This is a genomic window from Fructilactobacillus sp. X2R1C3, assembly GCF_059901425.1.
The window spans coordinates 141,949-165,638 of sequence record NZ_JBWXUW010000003.1 but is presented as its reverse complement, the minus strand read 5'-3'; the positions used below and the strand labels follow the sequence as shown (position 1 = coordinate 165,638).

Sequence of the window (23,690 nt, the reverse complement as noted above, 5' to 3'; positions counted from 1 at the left end):
GATAAAAAAATATCCCTAATATTTGATAAACTTGATGTTTAACAATTAAGGATATTCTATACTTTTAATTTAAAGGTGCACAATATGAGCAAATAGTGGAACGATGATATCAACGACCACCGAAATGATTACCACTGCAATTGCAGCCATTGATCCTTGAACTTCACCAAGTTCAAGGGCTTTAGCTGATCCAAGGGTGTGTCCTGCTGTTCCAAGACCCAATCCAATTCCGATGGGGTTCTTCAGTTTGAATATTTTAATGATCCAGTCGCCAAGTGCGTAAATAATAACAGCGTTTAAGATACATGCCATGGCGGTAATTGCTGGCACACCGTTAATGCCCTGAGCGATTGGCATTGCAACTGCGGTAGTGGCAGCCTGTGGAAGCATGGAAGCAATTTCCGACTTGTTGAGTCCAATTAACTTGGAGACAAAGTACATGATGATTACCGAAATGGTTAAACCGATTATTAGTGATAACAAAATTTCAAACCAGTACTTTTTTACGATGTCGTTTCGCTTGAAGAGTGGGACTGCGAAAGCAATTGTGGTAGGAAATAGGAACCAAAAAATAATATCACCACCGGGCTTATACAAGTTGGTGTAAATCCAGGTAATGTTAATTCCCGTTGCTTTGCTCATTAACCAGAGAACAAAGATCCCGAGCACCATCCCAACAAATAATGGTTGAAAAAGAAAAAAGCCGTTAAATTTTTTAAATAGAAATGATCCAATCAGATAGACTACCAATGATAGAGCGATTCCAAACATTGGATTGCCTAAAAATTTTAATAGTTCCGTTTGCATATTTGGTTACTCCTTATCAATGTCTTGTTTTTTGCCAAAGATTTTATTGCGGGCCCATATCAGAAAAGTAGCAACTAAAGCTACCGACACCAACATGACGACCGTCGAAATAATGATCATAATCACTAGTTTGACGCCAGAATGTTTCATAATGTCGAGGGAGGCCGCTAATTGAATCCCAGAGGGGACGAAAAGGAATCCTAGGATTCCAATAAAAAATGATCCGACCTTTTCGACCTGTTCTGGTTTAATGACTTTAAAGGTCAATAATAAATATAATATCACCAAGCCAATTACTGGGGTGGGAACTGGGAAGTTGGCGGGAAAGAGTGCTGAGATTAAACTTGAGACGAATAAAATGACTCCAAAGATACCGAGTTGAGTTAATAATGGAGCATCTTTTTGGGGCTTCTCTTCTTTATTTTGCATGTTTTGCTCCTTTCAAAAGTATGTGATTTATTTAGCTATCTCTATATTTAATATAATATATGAAATGAGCTAGAAAACAAACAAAAATTTTAATTGTTATTATTAGATTTAATTATCATTAAATTAAATGAGGGAACCTTGTGTTTGTTATTTTCCGTTTGTATAATTGAATATAAACTTAATCGTGGAAGGCCATACTTAATTGAAATTTGAAATATTCGTCTATTTGTTTGCAACGATGATAATGTCGGCAGTTTTAACGCCGTTTATCCGAATTTTAGCATTCAAAATTGGCGCCATTGATAAACCGAATAAAAGACGCGTAAATAAAATTCCAATGCCAACGTTGGGTGGCCTAGCAATTTTTATTGCTTATACCATTACGACTTGCGTTTTTTTGCGCAACCAAATTCCACCAAGTAAGTTATGGGGAATTCTTGGTGGAGAAATTATTATCATTATGACTGGTCTAATTGATGATATTTTTGAATTGAAGCCACGGCAAAAAGTAATTGGGATTTCACTAGCAGCACTATGGGTGTACATCTTTGCGGGTATTCAGATGAGCTCCATCACGCTCCCATTTTTTGGTGATGTGAGTCTAGGGTGGTTAAGTCTGCCAATTACCTGGATATGGATTCTTGGGATTACGAACTCAATTAATTTAATCGATGGACTGGATGGACTAGCGACGGGGATTGCCATTATTGCTCTGACTACCATGGGAATCATCGGGTTATTCTTTTTAAATGTCGGTAACATTTACGTTTCAATCATGATTTTCACCTTTGCCGCTTCCTGTTTGGGCTTTTTACCGTATAATTTTTTCCCAGCTCGGATCTATCTAGGTGATACCGGATCCCTGTTAATTGGATTTATGATCTCGGTCTTTTCCTTACAAGGCCTTAAAAACGCAACCTTCATATCAGTCATTATTCACGTTGTGATTTTGGGAGTTCCCATCTCGGACACAGCTTATGCAATTTTACGGCGTATTTTGAACAAACAGCCCATTTCTCACGCTGACAAGCACCACTTACATCATCGATTGATGCAGATTGGTCTGACCCATCGGCAAACCGTTTTAGTAATTTATGGAATTGCGCTAATTTTTGCTTTCATCTCTTTACTCTATCCGTTGTCCAGTTTCTGGGGATCAGTGTTGTTGACGGTTGCCACTTTGATTGGGATTGAGCTTTTTGTGGAAGCCATTGGATTAGTCGGAAAGAACCGGCAGCCTTTACTTAATTTGATTAAACGCGTTGTAACTGGAACAACCAGTAAGGCTAATCACGAAACCGAAATCACTAAAACCAAAACAAAACGTAAAACCAAATCAAACAAAAAAGAGTAGTTCATTGAAGGTGAACTACTCTTTTTAGACTAAACTGGACTCTCAAAATAGGCTTCCTTACCAATCTTGAATTGAACGTCTCCTGCAAGCAAATTGTTGATTTTTGTTTTGAAATTATCAATCGTATGATTTGAAATGGCGGTACTTACTTGAACACTAGTGCCATATTCAACGTTAGTAATTGGTAAATTATTTTGTTTAAGAAAATATTGGAGTTTATCATTTAACTTATAGGATACTGAAATAGTAAGCGCAGTTTTAAGCGTCATTTTGCTGATTCCAGCGCTTTCAATAACATCCGATGCCGAGTTACTATATGCTCGAATGAGACCACCAGCACCTAGTTTGATGCCACCAAAGTACCTTGTTACTACAATGGCTGTGTCATGAAGCTCCATGTTTTTAATGGCATCCAAGATTGGAACTCCAGCAGTCCCACTAGGTTCGCCGTTGTCACTTTCTCGCTGGACATCATTATTTGGGCCAATAACATAGGCAAAACAATTGTGGTTGGCTTTTTTATTTTGGTTTTTGATACTGGTGATGAATGCTTGAGCACCCGTTTCGTCCGTGACACGAGATATGGAAGCAATAAACTTTGATTTTTTGATAATAATTTCATTTTGACCAGCTTGTTTAATGGTTAAAAAAGAATTTTGCATTAAATTATTCCTGTTCTTCGTATTTAAAAATGGAGGCGGATAGTTAATGATCAAAGATCAAAAAGAACTAATGGGGAGACTTACCCCAAGCACTTTGATTGACCCGATGCTTTTAAGTAATCCACTTCTTAATTTTGAATTAGCAATAACGGTTAATCGAACTACTATTCATTGTAACCGATGTGGATTCAATTGTGAAAAATCAAAATGTGAACTTCCTAATCATATTTTTTACTGCCCCAATTGCATCGAAATGGGGCGAATTGATTCGTCGATGAAACTGGTTAGTGTCTTAGAAACAAATCGTTTTGTGGTTTCAAGTAATGTTTTGACTTGGGATGGAACGCTAACTGTAAATCAAAAAGACTGTGCGTTAAGGATGATTGAATCAGTAAAACATCACTGTGATCATTTGCTGTGGGCAGTTACTGGAGCGGGTAAGACCGAGATGCTTTTTCCGGTATTAACTTGGGCAATTGAACGTAAATTTCGAATTGCCATTGCTTCTCCCAGAGTGGACGTGTGTTCGGAACTTTATCCGCGTCTTAAAGCGGCTTTCTCTAACCTTGATATGGTTTTATTGCATGGTAAAAGTAAGGACAAGTACCGTTATTGTCAACTGACCGTCTGTACAACCCACCAACTCATGCGTTTCTTTCATGCTTTTGATCTGTTGATTATTGATGAAGTTGATGCGTTTCCATTCGTTAACAACGTTAATCTGGAGTTTGCCGTAAAGCATGCTTTAAAGACTACGGGACAAAGAATCATGTTAAGTGCCACTCCAAGTAAACGACTAAGAACCCAACTCACTCGTGGAAATGGAGATATGAGTTATTTACCGATTCGGTTTCATGGTCATTTACTGCCTGTGATTAAAGTTCACTTGTCAAGAAAGTGGCGGATGCAATTATCAAAGAGAAGGTTACCCCATCAATTAATCAAAATGTGTCAGCGTAACGTTGCGATTGGAAGAAGATTTTTGTTGTTTGTTCCTAAGATTAAAGATTTACCGGTGGTTGATCGGATCTTAAGCAAACAAATCAGTGGTCCAAAGGTATGGGAATGTGTTTATTCTGCTGACAAGAAACGAATGGAAAAGGTTCAAGCCATGCGTAACCAGCAAGTGTTATTTTTGGTGACGACGACCATTTTAGAACGAGGAGTGACGTTTCCAGATATTGATGTAATGGTACTTGGGGCTGATGATGAGGTCTTTTCCACATCGTCACTAGTTCAGATGGCAGGAAGAGTGGGCCGAAAAAAGACCAGACCGACCGGTAACGTTGACTTTTTTGTGGGCAGTTTTTCAAGACAAATTACTAGAGCCCAAAATGAGATTAGGGTTATGAATCGCAAAGGGATGAAATTAAAAAATAATGAATAAATGTTTATGGTGTAATCAAATTATTAGAAGTGATATGAGGATTTCCTTTATTTTAAGTTTTCGTTCCTTTGTCCCGCCAATCATGTGTGATGAATGTCAAAAACTTTTTTGTCCCATTGATTTAGAAACGGCGTGTCCAGACTGTGGCAAGCAGCAAGCAAAATTAGAATTGTGTGATGATTGTAAAATTTGGGAAAAGCAATCTGCTCCCAAATTAATTAACCACGCACTGTTTCCATATGATGAAGTGAGTGATTACATGGCTCGGTACAAGTTTCAGGGTGATTATCGGTTAAGACGACTATTTCAGAGCCAGTTTCAGTCTTTTATATTTGAACATAACGATGGTGGGATGATTGTTCCGATCCCAATTAGTAAGAAAACATTTGAGGTGCGAAGGTTTAATCAGGTTGAGGGCTGGATGAATGGTGTGAAATATCAAAAAGTCTTAGGGGCTGTGTTAAAAAAGGGCTTACCCCAGTCTAAAAAAGATAAATTTGATAGGATGCATTTAAAACAACCATTTTACGTTGAACCGGAGTGGTCGACTAACAACCTACGTGGGAGAAAGGTTTGTTTGATTGATGATGTGTATACGACTGGAACCACCCTGCACTTAGCGGCCAAACTGTTGTATTCATATGGGGTTAAGAAAGTCTCAAGTATTACCCTTGCACGTTAGTATTGATTGTTATTTAATCGATTAGAATTTATAATAGTTATAAGAGATTCGTTTGAAGACAATGATACTAAGCATGGGAGAGATTAAAATGCTTGAAACTAAATTAAGAGGTGATGATGTTGAAATCACCAGTGATCTCCGTGATTACATTAATCATCATGTCAAAACAATTGATAAACGTTTTGATGCAAACGTGAAAGGGACTGCTCATGTTGATCTTATGAACTACTCTGACGAACGAATCAAAGCTGAAATCACTATTATCCTACCGAACTTCTTACTGCGAGGTGAGGGAAACTCTGATGATATTCACAAAAGCATTGATATCGCCATTCACGATATCCAGCAACAGATCGATAAATATGGCTCAAAGGTAAATGAAGAATTAACTGAGCACAAGTTATCCCACGTTTTTAATGATCCCGATAAACGATTAGCCGAATCTAAAATCGTTAGGAAAAAGCGGATTCCTTTGCAGAAGATGACTTCGGAAGATGCCATTATTCAGATGAATTTGATTGGGCATGATTTTTTTGTCTATGTTGATGTCACCGATGGCACCACTGACATTGTTTATCGAAGACATGATGGAGATTACGGATTAATTAAAACCGATCGTTAGAAAAAACAGAAATGTTCTATTTCTGTTTTTTTGTGATGAATTTTTAATTGATTTGATAAAATGTTAGAATAAGAAAATAGACTGAGAATTCGAGAAACAAAAACGGTTTAGACACTAGAGGAGAAATCAATCAATGGCAACAAACCTTTTAAAGAAATGGGTTGAAAGCGACAAAAGCGAACTGAAGAGATTAGGAAAGCTCGCCGATAAGGTCAGCTCATACTCAGAACAATATCGAAAATTAAGTGATAAAGAATTACAAGCTAAAACCCCAGAATTTCAAAAGCGTTATCAAAATGGTGAAAACTTAGATGACATGTTACCTGAGGCTTTTGCGGTTGCCCGTGAGGGTGCCAGACGAGTGCTCGGGTTAAATCCATTTAGAGTCCAGATTATGGGTGGAATTGTCCTTCATGAGGGTAACATTGCTGAGATGAAGACTGGTGAAGGGAAAACGTTAACGGCTACGATGCCCGTCTACCTGAATGCTTTGTCGGGAAAGGGTGTTCATGTTGTTACGGTTAATGAATATCTTTCCCAACGTGATGCTACTCAAATGGGCCAGTTATACAATTGGTTGGGCTTAACGGTAGGAGTGAACTCGGCTGATAAGAATCCGGAAGAAAAACGAGCCGCTTATGATAGTGACATCACTTATTCAACTAATAGTGAGATTGGATTTGATTATCTAAGGGATAACATGGTGGTTTATAAGGAAGATCGGGTTCAACGCCCACTTAATTTTGCCATCGTCGACGAAGTTGATTCAATCTTAATCGATGAAGCCAGAACCCCATTGATCATTTCTGGTGAAGCTCGTGGTTCAAACAAGCTTTACATGCAGGCAGATAAATTTGCCAAGACACTAAATCCTAAAACTGATTTTAAGGTTGATTTAGAGACTAAAACGGTCTCTTTAAAGGATGTTGGAATTGAAAAAGCTGAAAAGTATTTCAATTTAAATAACCTTTACGATACGGAAAATACTGCTTTAACCCACCATTTGGATCAGGCTTTACGTGCCAATTATGTGATGGAAAAAGATAAAGATTACGTTGTCTCAAAAGACGAGGTCTTAATCGTTGATTCCTTTACCGGAAGAATCATGGAAGGTCGTCGTTTTTCGGATGGGCTTCATCAAGCGCTTGAAGCTAAAGAAGGCGTTACCATCCAAGAAGAAAGCAAGACGATGGCTAACATTACCTATCAAAACTTATTTAGACAATACAGTAAGTTGGCTGGAATGACTGGTACCGCTAAAACGGAACAGGATGAGTTTCGGGAAATTTACAACATGGATGTCATTGCGGTTCCAACTAATAAACCAGTTGTGAGAATCGATGAGCCAGATGTTTTGTATCCAAGTTTGGAATCAAAGTTTGATGCCGTTATTGATAAAATTAAAGATTTACACAAGCGTGGGCAACCAATCCTGATTGGTACGGTTGCGGTTGAAACGTCTGAATACTTATCAAAACGACTGGATGAGGAGAAGATTCCTCACGTGGTTTTGAACGCAAAAAATCACGCTAAAGAAGCTGACATTGTCGCTAACGCCGGTCAAAAAGGGGCTGTTACCATTGCAACCAACATGGCTGGTCGTGGAACTGATATTAAGCTGGGACCTGGAGTGGTCAAACTAGGTGGATTAGCGGTTATCGGGACCGAACGACACGAGTCACGAAGAATTGATAATCAGTTACGTGGACGTTCTGGAAGACAGGGTGACCCTGGTTATTCCCAATTCTATCTCTCCCTTGAAGACGATTTGATGCGTCGTTTCGGATCAGATAAGGTTAAAAGTATTCTCGATTCAATGAAAGTTGAGGGCGATGATGCGGTTATCCGGAGTCACATGATCACGAAGCAGGTTGAATCGGCTCAAAAACGAGTTGAAGGTAATAACTATGATTCACGTAAAAACGTGTTAAAGTATGATGATGTGATGCGTCAACAGCGTGATGTAATCTATGGGGAGCGTAGTAAGGTGATTGACGAAAATAAGTCACTTAAGTGGGTTATTATGCCAATGATCAAACGAACGGTTAATCGAATTGTTAACTTGCACACTCAGGGTGATCAAAAGAAATGGGATCTACAAACCATCCTTGATTTTGCGATCAATTCATTAGTTAGTCCCGATCAAATCAGCATTGATGACTTGAAGGGGAAATCAAGTGATGAAATTAAGTCATACTTGATGGGACTCGTTGATACTGAGTATGATAAGAAAGAAAAAGAGCTCCAGGATCCCGAGCAGATGCTCGAATTTGAAAAAGTGGTTGTGCTTAGGGTGGTTGATTCACACTGGACTGATCACATCGATTCAATGGACCAATTACGAGAGTCAATCGGTCTTCGTGGTTATGGTCAACTAAACCCATTAGTTGAGTATCAACGTGAAGGATTTAGGATGTTTGAAGAAATGGTCTCTGATATTGACTACGATGTCACTAGGTTGTTTATGAAAGCTGAGATCAGACAAAATATGGAAAGATAGTTTAAGAACGGAGGACTTTTGGTCTCCGTTTTTTCATCTTCAGGAGTATGAAATGGAATTAAGTGAAGCACGTGGACAGGTCGAAAAGATTAAAAAAGCCGTAGCTAGCTTTAGGGGGTCACTTTGACCTGGATCAACTGAGTGAGGATATCTCGGTTAATGAGGCTAAAATGGCTGAACCGGGATTTTGGGATGACCAAAGAAAAGCTCAAAAGTTAATTGATGAGAATAATCGATTAAAATTAAAATACGATAATTTTAATTCACTGGCTAAAAAAGTGGAAGATTTAAAGGTTAATCTAGAGCTTCTTGAAGAAGATAATGATGCTGATTTAAAAAAAGAGTTTGATGATGAACTAGCTAAGACCCAAAAGGAACTTAGTAGTTATCAGCTGAGTTTGCTTTTGAATGGGAAATATGATGCAAATAATGCAATTGTTGAAATCCATCCTGGAGCTGGTGGAACTGAATCACAAGATTGGGGATCCATGTTATTTCGGATGTATCAACGATGGGCCGAACAAAACGGCTTTTCGGTTTCGGTCGAAGACTATCAGCCCGGTGACGTTGCTGGGATCAACAGTGTGACATTTTTAGTATCCGGAACCAACGCCTATGGATACCTGAAATCAGAAAAAGGCGTTCACCGGTTAGTACGAATCTCACCCTTTGATTCAGCTGGCCGACGGCACACGTCATTTGCCTCCGTCGATGTTATGCCAGAACTTGATGAAACTGTGAACGTTGACATTAATCCAGAGGATTTACGAATTGATGTTTTTCGATCGAGTGGAGCTGGCGGTCAGCACATTAATAAAACCTCTTCAGCCGTTCGGATCACCCATTTGCCAACGGGAATTGTCACTTCAAGTCAGGCCCAACGTTCGCAATTACAGAATAGAGTTACGGCGATGAATATGTTAAAATCGAAGTTGTACGAACGTGAACAAGAGAAAAAAGAAGAAGAAAAAGCCAAGATTGAGGGTAAGCAGCTTGATATTGGTTGGGGTTCACAAATTCGTTCTTATGTTTTTCATCCCTATACAATGGTTAAGGATCATCGTACCAACTATGAGACTGGTAATGGTCAGGCAGTGATGGATGGCGATTTGAATCCATTCATTAACGCTTATTTGCAGTGGAATTTAAAACGGAAGAACCCAAAATAACGAAAAAGGAAGTTCATTATGTCAGTTGCGACTAATATTTTGTTTTTTGTCTTTATGCCAGCTTTTTGGTTTGCACTTATTCGCATTTTCTTCGTTTACAATCGAAGAGTAAATCGAGAACGACGCTTATTCGAAAGTGCCATTAACCCTAAGTTTCACGAGGGATGGGTTTTCTTTAAGTCCCTGATTGTTCTAGGAATTATTGGGTCAGTCTTAACTGCTTTGGTCGGGATTGAAGCGTCTTTAAATTGGATTTTACTGTACGAATTATTGATCGCCATTAGTTTACTGATCCCAGGAATCTTAGTGCCAACTTTGATTTTATTTGGATCAGTACTTGTTGGGGTCTTCTTCAATGATTATTCAATTCCGATGATTAAGGGTGGCGACTTTATTGGTGCCGTGAATATGAACGCATCAAGATCGGCCAATTACTTAGCCTTAGTCACGATTATGCTCGTACTGATGTTCATCTTTTTGAAGATGAATGGTAGGACGATTAACTCACCGCAGGTTTCAAAGAATCGGCGGGGCAATCGAGTGGCATCTTATGGATACAATGAGTTAGCTGTGATTCCACTGGTACTCATGATTCCTGGTAAATTAATCGAAACGGTCGTACCAATGTGGCCAGTTTTTAATATTTTTGGGGCACACGTGACCTTTTTGGTTGTTCCGTTTTTGCTTGGTTTTCGCTTCAAGTTTGTTAACCATTTGCCAAATGAATTAATGCCACGGATTTCAAACGCGATTGGAAAACTGTCATTGTTAGCCATTTTACTAACGGCGGGCGCTTACTTTATTAGAAATAGTTACTATGTTATCATTGCGATTGCTTTACTGGCATTGTTGTATGCAATCATCATGTATCATTTCCATCGCGTTGACCGAAAGACCGGAAATCAGATTAGTCAAGCGGTTGACGGCATTCGAATTATTGGGATTAAACCCCGTACCCCGGCTGATAAGATGGGGCTTAAAACGGGTGATTTAATTGTGGAAGTTAACAACGTTGCGGTAAATTCAGAAAGTCAACTGTATTCTGCTTTACAAGATGATCCGACCTTTGTTCACATGAAGGTTAAAAATCGTAAGAATCAATTAGAAATTAAAGAAACGGCGATTTACGATGGCTCACCGCATGAGATTGGAATTGAAATGTTTCAGAATAATTAGTCAAAAGCACCCATTAGCTGGGTGCTTCTTTTGTTTTACGTAAAATTAAGAACCGCCTAAATCATGCCCGATTGTGTTAGAATTAAGTAAATTAATTTTATTTGGAGGTAGGTCCAATGACTCAGAGTGTATCGGTAGCTGATTTAGTAAAAAACACCCATCTCAGTGTCTTTTGGGGTCGTGAATATTTAGATCGTCCCATTACCACTAGTGACATTTCGCGTCCGGGACTGGAATTGACTGGATATTTTAACTACTACCCAGCAAAACGAATTCAAATCTTTGGAATAACTGAAACCTCATTTGCAAAAGGAATGAGTGATGAAAAATTAAAAGAAGTAATGACCAAGATGTGTCAACCGGAAACACCTGCATTTGTTATTTCTACTCAACTAGAACCACCTGAGCAGTTAGTGGCAGCCGCCAAAAAGGCTCACATCCCAATCTTAGGATCAAAGTTAACCACTTCTAGAATCCTGAGTAACATGACAACGTATCTTGAAGCCAAGTTAGCCGAACGAAAATCCATTCATGGAGTTCTTGTTGAAGTTTATGGATTGGGAGTTTTAATTACTGGTGATTCTGGAATTGGTAAGAGTGAAACTGCGTTGGAATTAGTTAAACGTGGACATCGGTTAATTGCTGATGATCGAGTTGAGGTTTATCAACAAGATGAGCAAACCTTGATTGGTCAGGCTCCTAAGATCCTTAACCACTTACTAGAGATTCGTGGAATTGGAATTATTGATGTGATGAACCTGTTTGGTGCTGGTGCCGTCCGTTCACAATCAAAAGTGGACCTAATTGTTCATTTGGACCAGTGGAACAAGGATACTAAGTACGATCGACTTGGGACTGACCGTGAAACGACACGAATCTTCGACGTTGATTTAAAGAAATTGACGATTCCAGTCAAGCCCGGTCGAAACCTAGCCATTATCATTGAAACCGCTGCGATGAACTTTAGGGCTCGTTCGATGGGATACGATGCAACTAAGGTCTTTGATAATAACTTAAATGAGTTAATCAAAGAAAATGCTTCTAAAAACAACCAGGAGCAGAAACACGAAGAACAAGCAGTTGAACAAAATAAGAAAGATATTAGCCAAGATGCTAATAAGGATCCTGAATAGGAGTGGAAGTTGTGTTTAGCATATTGGCGTTAAATCCGGTTGCAATTCATCTCGGACCAATTGCGGTCCACTGGTACGGTATTTTTATTGCGGCCGCCGTTTTGATTGCCGTTTACCTTTCAATGAAAGAAGCCAAGCGACAACACTTAAATGAAGATATTTTGTATGACATGATTTTGTGGGCGATTCCAATTGCCATTATTTCAGCCCGGATCTATTATGTGGTTTTTCAATGGGGCTATTACCGTCATCATCTGGATGAAATCATTCAAATCTGGGATGGCGGAATTGCCATTTATGGAGCTTTAATTGGGGCAGCATTATTTATTTGGTGGTTCTGTTACAAACATCATTTATCAGTATGGCAGATATTAGATATTGCCGCCCCAACTGTCATTATGGCTCAAGGAATTGGCCGTTGGGGTAATTTCATGAATCAGGAAGCTTTTGGAGCGGTAACATCACTTCAATTTTTACAGCATTTACATTTACCTGACGTTATCATCAATCAAATGTTTATTAGTGGAGCGTACCGCCAGCCAACGTTTTTATACGAGTCACTTTGGGATTTATCAGGATTTGCGGTCTTGATGATTATGAGGCATGCTCCACAGTTCTTTAAGCGTGGGGAAGTCTTTTTGAGTTACGTGATGTGGTATTCGTTTGGTCGTTTTTTCACCGAGGGCATGCGGACTGATAGTTTAATGTTATTCGGGGTAATTCGGGTATCACAGTTGCTTTCCATTGTATTATTCGTAGTAGCACTATTTGTTTTAATTTATCGTAGACGAAACGACCAGTTAGTCTGGTACTACGGTAGTTAAGTGATTTGTAGGAGATAATTTAAATAATGACAGAAAAAATTGCAGTACTTGGTGCAGGATCATGGGGCAGCATGCTTGCGGATATTTTAGTTGAGAATGGGCATGAAGTTCGGATTTGGTCGAAAAGCAAGGAACAAGTGGATGAATTAAATCATCATCACACTAATTCTCACTACATCAAGAACTTTACGTTTCCCAAAGAAATGAAGGCTTATGCTGACATGGAGGAAGCGTTGGATGGCGTGGATGATGTTTTATTCATTGTTCCGTCCCAGGCGACCCGTTCGGTTGCAAATCAAGCGAACAAGATTTTAGATAAGTTAAAAATTAAACCATATATTATTCATGGAAGTAAGGGCATTGAGAAGGGTACCTATGATCGAATGTCACAGGTACTGCAAGAAGAAATTAACCCTCAAAATCGTAAATCGATTTCAGCGCTTTCTGGACCTAGTCAAGCTGAAGATGTTGCTAGACGTGATATTACCTTGGTAACGGTTGCCAGCGATGATATGCCATCTGCTGAGCATTTTCAGAAACTGTTTATGAATGATTATTTTAGAATCTACACTAATAACGACATTATTGGGGTTGAACTTGGTGGAGCTTTGAAAAATATTATTGCATTGGGTGCTGGAGCCTTGGTAGGTTTGGGTTACGGTGACAATGCGAAAGCAGCCCTCATGACCCGTGGTATTGCGGAAATATCACGTTTGGGTGTATCATTTGGTGCGGACCCATTAACTTTTAGCGGATTGTCTGGTTTAGGTGACGTGATTGTTACCGCAACTAGTTCTGATTCTCGCAATTGGCGGGCTGGTTATCAACTCGGCAAGGGTAAGAAATTGGATGACGTTGTTAAAGACATGGGCATGGTGATCGAGGGAATCGACACTAATCAAGCTGCATTTGAATTATCAAAACAACGTGGGGTAGAAATGCCCATTACATCCGCAATTCATGCAGTAATTAATAATGAAGAAACCGTTTCTGACGCGATTTCTAATTTAATGTCTAGAGAAGGACGTTCAGAACAAGGTTAATTCCAAAAGGGGTATATAAGAAGATGAAAAAAGTAACTAAAGCTGTTATTCCTGCCGCTGGCCTAGGAACAAGATTTTTACCTGAAACAAAAGCGCTTCCAAAGGAAATGCTACCAATTGTTGATATTCCAACCATTCAATACATTGTTGAAGAAGCTAAGGCTTCTGGAATCAAAGACATTGTCATTGTGATTGGCAAGGGCAAGCGTGCCATTGAAGACCATTTTGATTCAAATGTAATGCTTGAAGAAAACCTTGAAAAAAAGGGTAAAGAAAAGATGCTCAAGTCAATTCAGAAGACAAATGACATGAACATCTACTTTATTAGACAATCATACCCACGTGGGCTTGGCGACGCCGTTTTAACAGCCAAAAGTTTCATTGGTAATGATCCATTTGTGGTTATGCTTGGAGACGACTTGATGGAGGATACAACTCCGCTTACCAAGCAATTGATGAATAGTTATGAAAAGACGGGAGCTTCAACCCTTGCCGTTATGAAGGTTCCTCATAAAGAAACTTCTAAGTACGGAGTAATTGAACCCGTTAGTGAGGTTTCAAAGGGACTTTATAATGTGAGAAACTTCGTTGAAAAGCCAGACCCAAAGGATGCTCCTAGTGATCTAGCAATTATTGGACGTTACTTACTAACTCCACAGATCTTCGATGTTTTGGAACACACTAAACCTGGCAAGGGGAACGAGGTTCAGTTAACTGATGCCATCAATACCCTAAATCAAACTCAAAGAGTATTTGCCCATGAGTTTAAGGGTGATCGTTACGATACCGGTAACAAACTTAGCTGGCTTGAAACTAACATCACCTTTGGTTTAAAGCACCCTGAAATCGAGCAAGAGTTACGTGAATACATTAAAGACCTTGGTCAAAAGTTGACTAAGGAAGACGAACAACAGAAAAAATAGATTAAATGCCGACTTTTGCCGGCATTTTTTATTTTGAAGTATAATGATTAAACATTTAATTCAGTTTATGATAATATAATTTTGTACAATTGATATTAGTCAAGGAGGTTTTTGGTTATGAAAATTAAATTAGGTGGACTACCAGTATCATGGTTAATGGGTGATGATCAACCAAAGGTTGGCGATTATCTACCAAAATTTACCGTAAAGAATGCTGATGGTAAAGATGTTACGACTGATGACTTGAAGGGTCAGACAACGTTGATTAGTGTTGTTCCCAACTTAAAGACAAAGGTATGTAGTTTAGAAACTGCTCGTTTTAACCAGGAAGCATCAAAGTTTAAGGGAATTAAATTTGTTACCATTTCAAATAACCCGATTGAATACCAAAAAAATTGGTGTGCCGCTCACGGTGTCAACAACATGGAAATTCTTTCTGATTTTAATGGTTCATTTGGAAAAGCCATGCACTTATATATCCCGGCTTTTGGTCACTTAGCTCGGGTGGTTTACTTGGTAAATGCTGAAGGCAAAATTTTGTATTGCCAAGCAGTTCCAGAAATTACTCATCAACCAAACTACGAACCAGTTCTTGACGAGTTAAAGAAAGTAACAAACAATAAATAATGATTGAGGCGATATAATGGCAAAAAAGTATGATGTAATTGTAATCGGTGCTGGGCCAGCAGGAATGACGGCGGCATTGTATGCATCACGAGCCGAATTATCTGTATTAATGCTTGATCGTGGAATCTATGGTGGACAGATGAACAACACCGCTGAGATTGAGAATTATCCCGGATTTAAATCAGTTCTAGGGCCAGATTTATCCAAGAAAATGTATGATGGGAGTACTCAATTTGGTGCTGAGTATGGCTACGGAACCGTTACCGGCATTGAGATTGATGGTGATAAACGAATTGTTAAGACTGAAGACGGTGACTATGAAGCTCCTTCTGTAATTATTGGCGCTGGTTCTGAGTACAAGAAACTCGGGGTTCCCGGCGAACAAGACTACAGTGGAAAGGGTGTTTCTTACTGTGCGGTTTGTGATGGGGCCTTCTTTAAGGGCGAAGATGTTGTTGTTGTCGGTGGTGGTGACTCTGCCATTGAAGAAGCAACTTATCTAGCTAATATCGTAAAGCACGTTACGGTCATTCACAGACGTGATCAACTTCGGGCTCAGAAGATTCTGCAAAAGCGGGCTTTTGATAAGGACAATATCGATTTTGTCTGGAACAGTAACGTTACTGATATTGAAGGTGACGGTCAAAAAGTAACCGGGGTTGCGATTAAAAACAACCAGACCGGTGAAACTTCAAACATCAAAGCTTCTGGTGTCTTTATTTACGTTGGTATTTTACCAATGACTGATGCGTTCAAGAACCTTGGAATTACTGATGAACAGGGTTGGATTGACACTGATGATGAAATGAAGACTAAGATTCCCGGCGTCTTCGCGGTTGGTGACGTGCGAAAGAAGCATCTTCGTCAGATTACCACTGCCGTTGGTGACGGTGGTACTGCTGGTCAAGGTGTCTTCAATTACGTCGAAGAGCTTAAAACTAAAGATTAAACGAAAAAGAGCAGAGGTTATCTGCTCTTTTTGTATGGAAGCGTTGGTCTAATTGCTTTGCGAAAGTATGTTCGTATGCTAGAATTATTATAAGTAACGGGAGAAAGTTAATGCTTTCTCCTTTTTTTCCGAGTTTAAGAAGAGGTGCCAATATGATTAAAAAAACGAATAATAATTTTGACCTAGTTTCGAAATTTACTCCAACTGGTGATCAACCCGAAGCTATTAAGGAATTGACCCAAGGAATCAAGAATGGAGATCGAGATCAGGTCCTTTTGGGTGCTACTGGAACTGGTAAGACGTACACCATGGCAAACGTGATTAAGAACATTAACAAACCCACACTCGTTTTATCGCACAATAAAACTTTGGCTGGGCAACTTTATAGTGAGCTCAAGCAGTTGTTTCCAAATAATGCGGTGGAGTATTTTGTGAGTTACTATGATTTTTATCAACCCGAAGCCTACGTTCCTTCTAGTGATACCTACATTGAAAAGGATGCTTCAATTAATGACGAGATTGATCAACTTCGACACGCTGCAACTAGTGCCCTACTAGAACGAAATGATGTCATCGTTGTTGCTTCAGTTTCTTCAATCTTCGGATTAGGAAGTCCAAAAGAGTACCAAGACCACACCGTGTCGTTACACGTTGGGCAACAACTAGAGCGTGATGTTTTTTTGCGTCAACTAGTTAACATTCAGTTTGATCGAAATGATATTGATTTTCAACGTGGTCGCTTTCGTGTCCATGGTGATGTGGTAGAAGTCTTCCCGGCTTCTCGAAATGAACACGCTTATCGGATTGAATTTTTCGGTGACGAAATTGATCGGATTACCGAAGTGGATACGTTAACGGGAGAAGTCATTGGGGAACGGAAACAGATTACGATTTTTCCTGCCACTCACTTCTTGACTAACAAAGAAACGATGGACGTGGCTTTACCTGAAATCAAAGATGAAATGGTAAAGCAGGTTGCTGACTTTGAGAAAAAGGGCAAATTACTTGAGGCCCAAAGGTTGAAGCAACGGACCACCTATGACATCGAAATGATGCGTGAAATGGGGTACACAACTGGGATTGAGAACTATTCTCGGTACATGGATCGCAGAAAGCCTGGTGAAGCTCCTTATACGTTGTTGGACTTTTTTCCTAAAGACTACTTGATGTTTATTGATGAGTCACATCGAACGGTCCCACAAATTGGTGGGATGTATAACGGTGATAAGGCCAGAAAGCAACAACTGATTGATTATGGATTCAGACTACCAAGTGCACTTGATAATCGACCATTGAAGTTACCTGAATTTGAAAAACGGGTTAATCAGGTTGTTTATATGTCGGCCACTCCCGGACCTTACGAAGAGGATCGGACTGACCACGTTGTCCAACAAATTATTCGTCCTACTGGCTTACTTGATCCAACGGTTGAAGTTCGTCCGACTAAGGATCAAATGGATGACTTGGTGGGTGAAATCAATAAACGAGTTCAAAATAACGAGCGAACTTTCGTTACGACCTTGACCAAGAAAATGGCCGAAGACTTAACTGACTACTTAAAAGATCTTGGAATTAAGGTGAAGTACCTTCACAGTGACATTAAGACCCTTGAAAGAACTCAGATTTTACGTGATTTACGTTTGGGTAAATTTGACGTTTTGGTTGGAATTAACTTATTGCGTGAAGGGATTGACGTTCCTGAAACATCATTGATTGCGATCTTGGATGCCGATAAGGAAGGTTTCTTGCGTGATAAACGGTCACTAGTTCAGACGATTGGAAGAGCAGCACGTAATTCACACGGACATGTTATTATGTACGCAGACAATGTCACCGATTCGATGAAGTATGCGATGGACGAGACCGCTCGTAGGCGTTCCATTCAAATCAAGTACAATCAAGAACACAACATTACTCCTAAGACGATTATCAAGCCCATTCCTAAGGCGATTTCTGCCTATAAGCAGGGCGAGAAAAACAACGATGATAATACCAACGGCAGTTTTGTTGAGTCGGACTTTGACCAAATGAGTGCTAAGGATCAAAGGGAAATGATTGATAATTTAGAGGACGAAATGAGAGCGGCAGCTAAGAAACTTGATTTTGAGCAAGCTGCTAATTTAAGAGATACCGTGATGCAACTTAAAGGTGAAAAGAAGAAAAAGTGAGGTGGTTAGATGGCAAATGACGTCATTAAAATTAAGGGCGCCCGTGAACATAATCTAAAAGACGTCAACGTTGATGTCCCCAAGAATAAAATGGTGGTAATGACCGGTTTATCTGGTTCTGGCAAAAGTTCTTTGGCCTTTGATACTCTGTACGCTGAAGGGCAACGTCGCTATGTCCAGAGTCTTTCTTCTTATGCGAGACAATTTCTGGGTCAAATGGATAAACCCGATGTTGATTCGATTGAGGGACTTAGTCCGGCAATTTCAATTGATCAGAAAACGACTTCAAAGAATCCTCGTTCAACCGTCGGAACCGTGACTGAGATTAACGATTATTTACGTTTACTGTGGGCAAGAGTGGGGACACCAATCTGTCCAAATGACGGAACGGTCATTACTAGTCAGTCCGTCGACCAAATGATTGACGAAATCATGGCCCTCCCCGAACGTACTAAGTTGCAGATTATGTCACCAGTTGTCCGTGATAAAAAGGGACAACACAAAAAAGTTTTTGAAAAAATTAAACGCGAAGGTTTCGTAAGAGTCCGAGTGGATGGTGAAATCCATGATGCGACCGAAGATTTTGATTTAGATAAGAATAAGCGTCATAACATTGACGTGGTAGTTGACCGAATTGTCGTTAGAGACGGGATTAATTCACGATTGTCAGATTCACTTGAGACAGCTTTACGTCTGAGTGATGGATACGCCATTGCTGACTTTCTTGGTAAGCGAGATCCAATGGTGTTTTCGGAACATTACTCTTGTCCAATTTGTGGGTTTACAGTTGGGAAACTGGAACCACGCCTTTTCTCATTCAACGCTCCGTATGGAGCCTGTCCTGAATGTGACGGTTTAGGAGTCAAACTTGAAGTTGATAATGACCTCGTGGTTCCAGATCCAGATAAAACGCTTAATGAGGGCGCAATTGAACCTTGGAACCCCATTAGTTCTAAATACTACCCAGCAATGCTAGAACAGGCTTGTAAAGCCTTTAATATTGATATGGATACGCCTTACCGTAAATTACCAAAAAAACAACGTGACTTGTTGATGAACGGTTCAAAGGGTAAGACGTTTCATTTTCACTACAAGAGTGACTTTGGTGGCGTTCGCGATGTTGACGCTCCCTTTGAGGGAGTCATTAACAACGTCAAGCGTCGCTATCACGAGACCAACAGCAATTTTACTCGTGAACAAATGGAAAAGTACATGACGGAATTAACCTGTCAGACTTGTCACGGATATCGTTTAAACGAAAAGGCTTTGGCCGTTAAAATTGATGGCAAACATATCGGTGAGGTTTCTGATATGAATATTGCTGACGAACGACAATTCTTTAGTCACCTTACTTTTGGTGAACAAGACACGGTTGTTGCTCATCCAATCATTAAGGAAATCTGTGACCGGCTAGAATTTTTGGAAAACGTTGGATTAAATTACCTGACCCTTTCCAGATCAGCACGGACGCTTTCTGGTGGTGAAGCTCAAAGAATTCGGCTTGCTACTCAGATTGGTTCAAATCTCTCAGGAATTTTGTATGTTCTTGATGAGCCATCCATTGGTCTTCATCAGCGTGACAATGATCGCTTAATTAAGTCCCTTAAAAAGATGCGTGATTTAGGAAATACGTTGGTTATTGTTGAACATGATTCAGATACGATGCGTTCGGCCGATTATTTAATTGATGTTGGTCCAGGAGCAGGAGAGAAGGGTGGTAAGATTGTTGCCACCGGGACTCCGGAACAAGTGGCTCAAAATCCGAAATCATTAACTGGTCAGTATCTCTCTGGAAAGAAGTTTATTCCCGTTCCCTTAAAACGACGAAAGGGGAACGGCAAGAACATCATTTTAAAGGGTGCTTTAGAAAATAATCTCAAAGACATTACCGTTAAATTTCCACTTGGTAAGTTTGACGTGGTGACGGGAGTTTCTGGTTCCGGCAAGTCTACGTTGGTTAATGATATCTTAAAACGTGCCTTGGCACAGAAGTTAAATCATAATTCGGAAAAACCGGGTAAGTATAAATCAATCACTGGATGGAAGAACATTGAGAAACTAGTAAGTATTGATCAAAGTCCGATTGGCCGAACCCCTCGAAGTAATCCAGCTACATACACTGGAGTCTTTGATGATATTCGGGACTTGTTCGCCCAAACTAACGAGGCAAAGCTTCGCGGGTATAAAAAGGGACGGTTTAGTTTTAACATTAAGGGTGGTCGTTGTGAGACCTGTCATGGTGATGGAATCTTGAAGATTGAGATGAACTTTCTGCCCGATGTTTACGTTCCGTGTGAAGTTTGTCATGGAAAACGGTATAATTCTGAAACGCTTGAAATTCAATACAAGGGAAAAAATATTGCTGAAGTTCTTGATATGACCGTGAATGAGTCGTTAGAGTTCTTCAAGGCCATTCCAAAGATTACGCGAAAGTTGCAGACCATTTCTGACGTGGGACTTGGTTACGTGAAATTAGGTCAACCAGCTAATACCTTGTCAGGTGGGGAAGCACAACGAATGAAGTTAGCTGCTGAACTCCACAAGCGTTCAACTGGAAATAATTTTTATATCCTTGATGAACCCACTACGGGACTTCATACCGATGACATCAAACGATTAATTGGTGTCCTTTCTAAACTCGTTGATAAGGGAAATACCGTTCTAATCATTGAACACAATTTAAACGTTATTAAAGAGGCTGACCATGTGATCGACCTCGGTCCAGAAGGTGGCGCTGCCGGTGGATACGTGGTTGGAACCGGAACCCCAGAACAGATTGTTAAACTGAAAAATAGTTATACTGGCGAGTATTTAAAACCAGTCTTAGAGCGTGATACCAAGCGAACCATTGAAGCTCAAAAGCATTAGCAAAAGTAGATGTGGTAAAATATGGTTGAAACAAACTATTGGAGGTCATATTTATGATGTACGAAGATAAAAAATGGGGATTTGATTGGTTTGAATGTCTATTTGGAGTTGTCTTATTATTAGCCGCTGTTTTGATGTTCTTCCACCCAACTACAAGTGCTGCTGTTTTGGCGATCATATTCGCCATTGTTGCCTTAGTTGCCGGGGTAAAATCAATTTGGGTCTATCGAAAGTTAAGTCAAGAAATTGGCTATCGAAGTTTTACGATGTTAATTGGTGGTGCGATTGAAATCCTGTTAGCACTATTATTCCTGTTTAACGTTCACGCTGGGACCTTTACTCTAGGAATTCTATTTGCAGTTTGGATTCTGGTTTACTCAATCTGTCAGTTGATTGTAGTTGATCACATTCGTAAGTTTAACGGTGGGGTCTTCTGGACATCACTTGTTTTTGATCTTATTACACTATTTTTGGGAATTTTCTTGCTGTTAGACCCAAGTCTGGCCGCTAAGGTTTTAGCTATAATCGTGGGAATTGTCCTGTTAGTGGCAGGAATTAATATGATTATGCTGGCATTTGCTCACAAACTATAAAATTAATTAAGACACCTTCAATTAATGAGGTGTCTTTTTTGGATTAATTCTTAATTAATATCTTAATGAGGAAGTCTTTACTAGTTATTATTTTACAGGCATGATACTATTATATTGAATTATTAATCAATATTAGGAGGGTCATTATGAAGAATTTACTTTTAGGTTTTAGTTTGGGTGCAAACATCGTGTTAGGTTACTTAGTACTTGAAGATCGCTATGATTTAGATGATATTGCTGATCGCATCGATAACTTGAGTGACGTTGCCCAAGGTAAGGCACAGCAAATTAAAGGTGCTATCTCTGGTGATACCATGGATAAGATCAAAGGTGACCTACAAAGCAGTAAGGGGAACTTTATGAACAAAGCCCAAGATGTTAAAGATGACATCGACAGTGACCTTGATAACGAATAATTAATGATAAAAAAAGCAACTTGCTATGTTATTAGCAAGTTGCTTTTTGTTTGGAGTCAGTATGTTTTAGTCAACGTTTTCGCGGCGAACCACACAGGTACCTTCAGGAACTTTGAAATCTTTTTGAATCAAAGTCAATTTTCCAGTATCGGCGTCTCGTGAGTAAAGGGTGGCATTATCACTGTTTTGGTTAGCAACGATGAACATTGACTCATCGGCACTAAAGTTAAAGTCGCGAGGGAACTCACCTTCACTTGAAATCAGTTGAATTCGTTTTAAATCACCATTGGGTTTAATCTTAAAGACCGCGATTGAATCGTTACCACGGTTTGAGACATAGACAAAGCGGTTGTCCTTTGAAACTTTGATTCCAGCAGCACCGTTGTGACTTTCCCAATCGTCAGGAATGGTTGAAACAATTTGTTGAACCGTGAATAATCCAGCCTCTTCGTTGTAGTCAATCACAGCAACTTTACTGCTTAGTTCACCAACAAGGTAACCCTTACCAGTTCCTGGAACAAAGGTAATGTTTCGTGGCCCAAAGCCAGGATGAGCGTTGACTTCACTGACTAGGTTTAATTTACCTTGATCGGAAACATCATAGAGGTAGACACGGTCAAGTCCAAGGTCACACACTACCAGTCGATTATCAGGAGTTAGGTTAGCATAATGAGGGTGTGGTCCGTCGGCCTGTTCCGGAAGTGGTCCAGGAATTCCATTATCTTGGGCACGATCGGTAAGCTTTAAAGTGCCATCTTCTTGGATCTTGTAGACACTGGCATGTCCCATGTGGTAGTTAGCGGTAAAGACAAATTGGCGTCGTTCGTCAATGGAAACAAATGCAGCTGAAGTACCTTTTTCGATGCATTCCTGCATTTCTTTAGCTGGGATGGTTTTACCGTCGAAGGTTGCCACTCCACCACGGAGTTCTGGTTCGTCCATATTACGATCGACAGCGTAGATCTTGTGGGCTTTTGACTCGGCAAGATATGTAGGGCTCCCAATCTCGGCTACTAACTGAGTGTTTTGTAATCTTTTTTTGTCGGTATCTAACTCGATTTGGTAGATTCCTTGGCTAGCATTAATGGTGTAAGTTCCAATTAAATATTTTTCAATCATGGTCTCAATTCCCTCCTAATATATACAATTTCATTTTGCCACAAAAGTGATTCTTTTGCAGTCGAAATGTATTTTTATTTCTTCAAATTTCAAATTTTATCAATGTCAAAAGTAGTAATCAGGACGGAAATGAAATTAATTTAGCAAATCCTATTGACGTGTCACATGAGCGGTGTAAACTATTGGAAATTTCACCTATCAACTACTCGTGAAATTATCAACATGCTTGGAGGGATGAA

Annotated in this window: 21 protein-coding genes; 17 read left to right on the top strand and 4 right to left on the bottom strand. The window is 39.7% G+C overall.

Features of this window, described 5'->3' with window-relative positions:
* Nucleotides 1-69: 69 nt before the first annotated feature.
* Both lrgB and AC6UDD_RS04780 read right to left on the bottom strand, forming a co-directional pair.
* Nucleotides 70-807, bottom strand: coding sequence for an antiholin-like protein LrgB (gene lrgB, locus AC6UDD_RS04785; RefSeq protein WP_500719186.1), 738 nt, complete (start codon nt 805-807; stop codon nt 70-72).
* 6 nt (nt 808-813) lie between these two features.
* Nucleotides 814-1,236: a CidA/LrgA family protein gene (locus AC6UDD_RS04780; RefSeq protein WP_500694450.1), complete on the bottom strand. Its 423-nt coding sequence runs from the start codon at nt 1,234-1,236 to the stop codon at nt 814-816.
* Nucleotides 1,237-1,438: 202 nt separating this feature from the next.
* Here AC6UDD_RS04780 and AC6UDD_RS04775 point away from each other — a divergent pair, with 202 nt between their 5' ends.
* A complete protein-coding gene (locus AC6UDD_RS04775) occupies nt 1,439-2,590 on the top strand; it encodes a glycosyltransferase family 4 protein (RefSeq protein WP_500719183.1) in 1,152 nt (383 codons plus the stop codon).
* Nucleotides 2,591-2,619: 29 nt separating this feature from the next.
* On the opposite strand, the gene AC6UDD_RS04770 is transcribed toward AC6UDD_RS04775, so the two are convergent.
* Nucleotides 2,620-3,252, bottom strand: a complete 633-nt coding sequence (locus tag AC6UDD_RS04770) for a YigZ family protein (RefSeq protein WP_500719181.1) — start codon at nt 3,250-3,252, stop codon at nt 2,620-2,622.
* 46 nt (nt 3,253-3,298) lie between these two features.
* Here AC6UDD_RS04770 and AC6UDD_RS04765 point away from each other — a divergent pair, with 46 nt between their 5' ends.
* The 16 genes from AC6UDD_RS04765 (at nt 3,299) to AC6UDD_RS04690 (ending at nt 22,332) form a co-directional block, all read left to right on the top strand.
* Nucleotides 3,299-4,639 carry an ATP-dependent helicase ComFA gene (locus AC6UDD_RS04765; RefSeq protein ID WP_500719179.1) on the top strand — a complete coding sequence of 447 codons (1,341 nt, stop codon included), beginning with the start codon at nt 3,299-3,301 and terminating at the stop codon, nt 4,637-4,639.
* Between the two features lie 82 nt (nt 4,640-4,721).
* Nucleotides 4,722-5,321: a ComF family protein gene (locus AC6UDD_RS04760; protein WP_500719177.1), complete on the top strand. Its 600-nt coding sequence runs from the start codon at nt 4,722-4,724 to the stop codon at nt 5,319-5,321.
* Nucleotides 5,322-5,409: 88 nt separating this feature from the next.
* Nucleotides 5,410-5,943 carry a ribosome hibernation-promoting factor, HPF/YfiA family gene (gene hpf, locus AC6UDD_RS04755; protein ID WP_500719175.1) on the top strand — a complete coding sequence of 178 codons (534 nt, stop codon included), beginning with the start codon at nt 5,410-5,412 and terminating at the stop codon, nt 5,941-5,943.
* 133 nt (nt 5,944-6,076) lie between these two features.
* Nucleotides 6,077-8,443 (top strand): preprotein translocase subunit SecA, encoded by a 2,367-nt coding sequence (secA, locus tag AC6UDD_RS04750; protein WP_500719173.1) that lies wholly within the window; start codon nt 6,077-6,079, stop codon nt 8,441-8,443.
* A 52-nt stretch (nt 8,444-8,495) separates the two neighbouring features.
* Nucleotides 8,496-9,612 (top strand): peptide chain release factor 2 gene (gene prfB / locus AC6UDD_RS04745; RefSeq protein ID WP_500719171.1). Its coding sequence is split into 2 segments (ribosomal slippage): nt 8,496-8,567 and nt 8,569-9,612, totalling 1,116 coding nucleotides; the frame shifts between segments, so codons are not numbered across the junction.
* An 18-nt stretch (nt 9,613-9,630) separates the two neighbouring features.
* Nucleotides 9,631-10,788, top strand: coding sequence for a PDZ domain-containing protein (locus AC6UDD_RS04740; protein WP_500719169.1), 1,158 nt, complete (start codon nt 9,631-9,633; stop codon nt 10,786-10,788).
* Between the two features lie 116 nt (nt 10,789-10,904).
* On the top strand, nt 10,905-11,921 hold the full coding sequence (gene hprK, locus AC6UDD_RS04735) for an HPr(Ser) kinase/phosphatase (RefSeq protein WP_500719167.1): 1,017 nt from the start codon (nt 10,905-10,907) through the stop codon (nt 11,919-11,921).
* Between the two features lie 11 nt (nt 11,922-11,932).
* The gene (gene lgt / locus AC6UDD_RS04730) at nt 11,933-12,745 is read left to right on the top strand and encodes a prolipoprotein diacylglyceryl transferase (RefSeq protein WP_500719165.1); all 813 of its coding nucleotides are present in this window, start codon (nt 11,933-11,935) and stop codon (nt 12,743-12,745) included.
* Between the two features lie 26 nt (nt 12,746-12,771).
* Nucleotides 12,772-13,788 carry an NAD(P)H-dependent glycerol-3-phosphate dehydrogenase gene (locus AC6UDD_RS04725; protein ID WP_500719164.1) on the top strand — a complete coding sequence of 339 codons (1,017 nt, stop codon included), beginning with the start codon at nt 12,772-12,774 and terminating at the stop codon, nt 13,786-13,788.
* A 23-nt stretch (nt 13,789-13,811) separates the two neighbouring features.
* The gene (galU, locus tag AC6UDD_RS04720; RefSeq protein ID WP_500719162.1) at nt 13,812-14,711 is read left to right on the top strand and encodes a UTP--glucose-1-phosphate uridylyltransferase GalU; all 900 of its coding nucleotides are present in this window, start codon (nt 13,812-13,814) and stop codon (nt 14,709-14,711) included.
* Nucleotides 14,712-14,828: 117 nt separating this feature from the next.
* Nucleotides 14,829-15,338 (top strand): thiol peroxidase, encoded by a 510-nt coding sequence (tpx, locus tag AC6UDD_RS04715; protein ID WP_500719160.1) that lies wholly within the window; start codon nt 14,829-14,831, stop codon nt 15,336-15,338.
* Between the two features lie 16 nt (nt 15,339-15,354).
* Complete coding sequence (trxB, locus tag AC6UDD_RS04710) at nt 15,355-16,287, top strand: thioredoxin-disulfide reductase (RefSeq protein WP_500719158.1); 933 nt, start codon at nt 15,355-15,357, stop codon at nt 16,285-16,287.
* Nucleotides 16,288-16,439: 152 nt separating this feature from the next.
* Entirely contained in the window at nt 16,440-18,455 is a 2,016-nt protein-coding gene (gene uvrB / locus AC6UDD_RS04705; protein ID WP_500719156.1) for an excinuclease ABC subunit UvrB, read from the top strand.
* Nucleotides 18,456-18,464: 9 nt separating this feature from the next.
* Nucleotides 18,465-21,323 carry an excinuclease ABC subunit UvrA gene (gene uvrA / locus AC6UDD_RS04700; RefSeq protein WP_500719154.1) on the top strand — a complete coding sequence of 953 codons (2,859 nt, stop codon included), beginning with the start codon at nt 18,465-18,467 and terminating at the stop codon, nt 21,321-21,323.
* A 53-nt stretch (nt 21,324-21,376) separates the two neighbouring features.
* Nucleotides 21,377-21,916: an HdeD family acid-resistance protein gene (locus AC6UDD_RS04695; protein WP_500719152.1), complete on the top strand. Its 540-nt coding sequence runs from the start codon at nt 21,377-21,379 to the stop codon at nt 21,914-21,916.
* A 146-nt stretch (nt 21,917-22,062) separates the two neighbouring features.
* The gene (locus AC6UDD_RS04690; RefSeq protein WP_500694432.1) at nt 22,063-22,332 is read left to right on the top strand and encodes a CsbD family protein; all 270 of its coding nucleotides are present in this window, start codon (nt 22,063-22,065) and stop codon (nt 22,330-22,332) included.
* Nucleotides 22,333-22,398: 66 nt separating this feature from the next.
* On the opposite strand, the gene AC6UDD_RS04685 is transcribed toward AC6UDD_RS04690, so the two are convergent.
* Complete coding sequence (locus AC6UDD_RS04685) at nt 22,399-23,451, bottom strand: lactonase family protein (RefSeq protein WP_500719150.1); 1,053 nt, start codon at nt 23,449-23,451, stop codon at nt 22,399-22,401.
* Between the last annotated feature and the right edge of the window lie 239 nt (nt 23,452-23,690).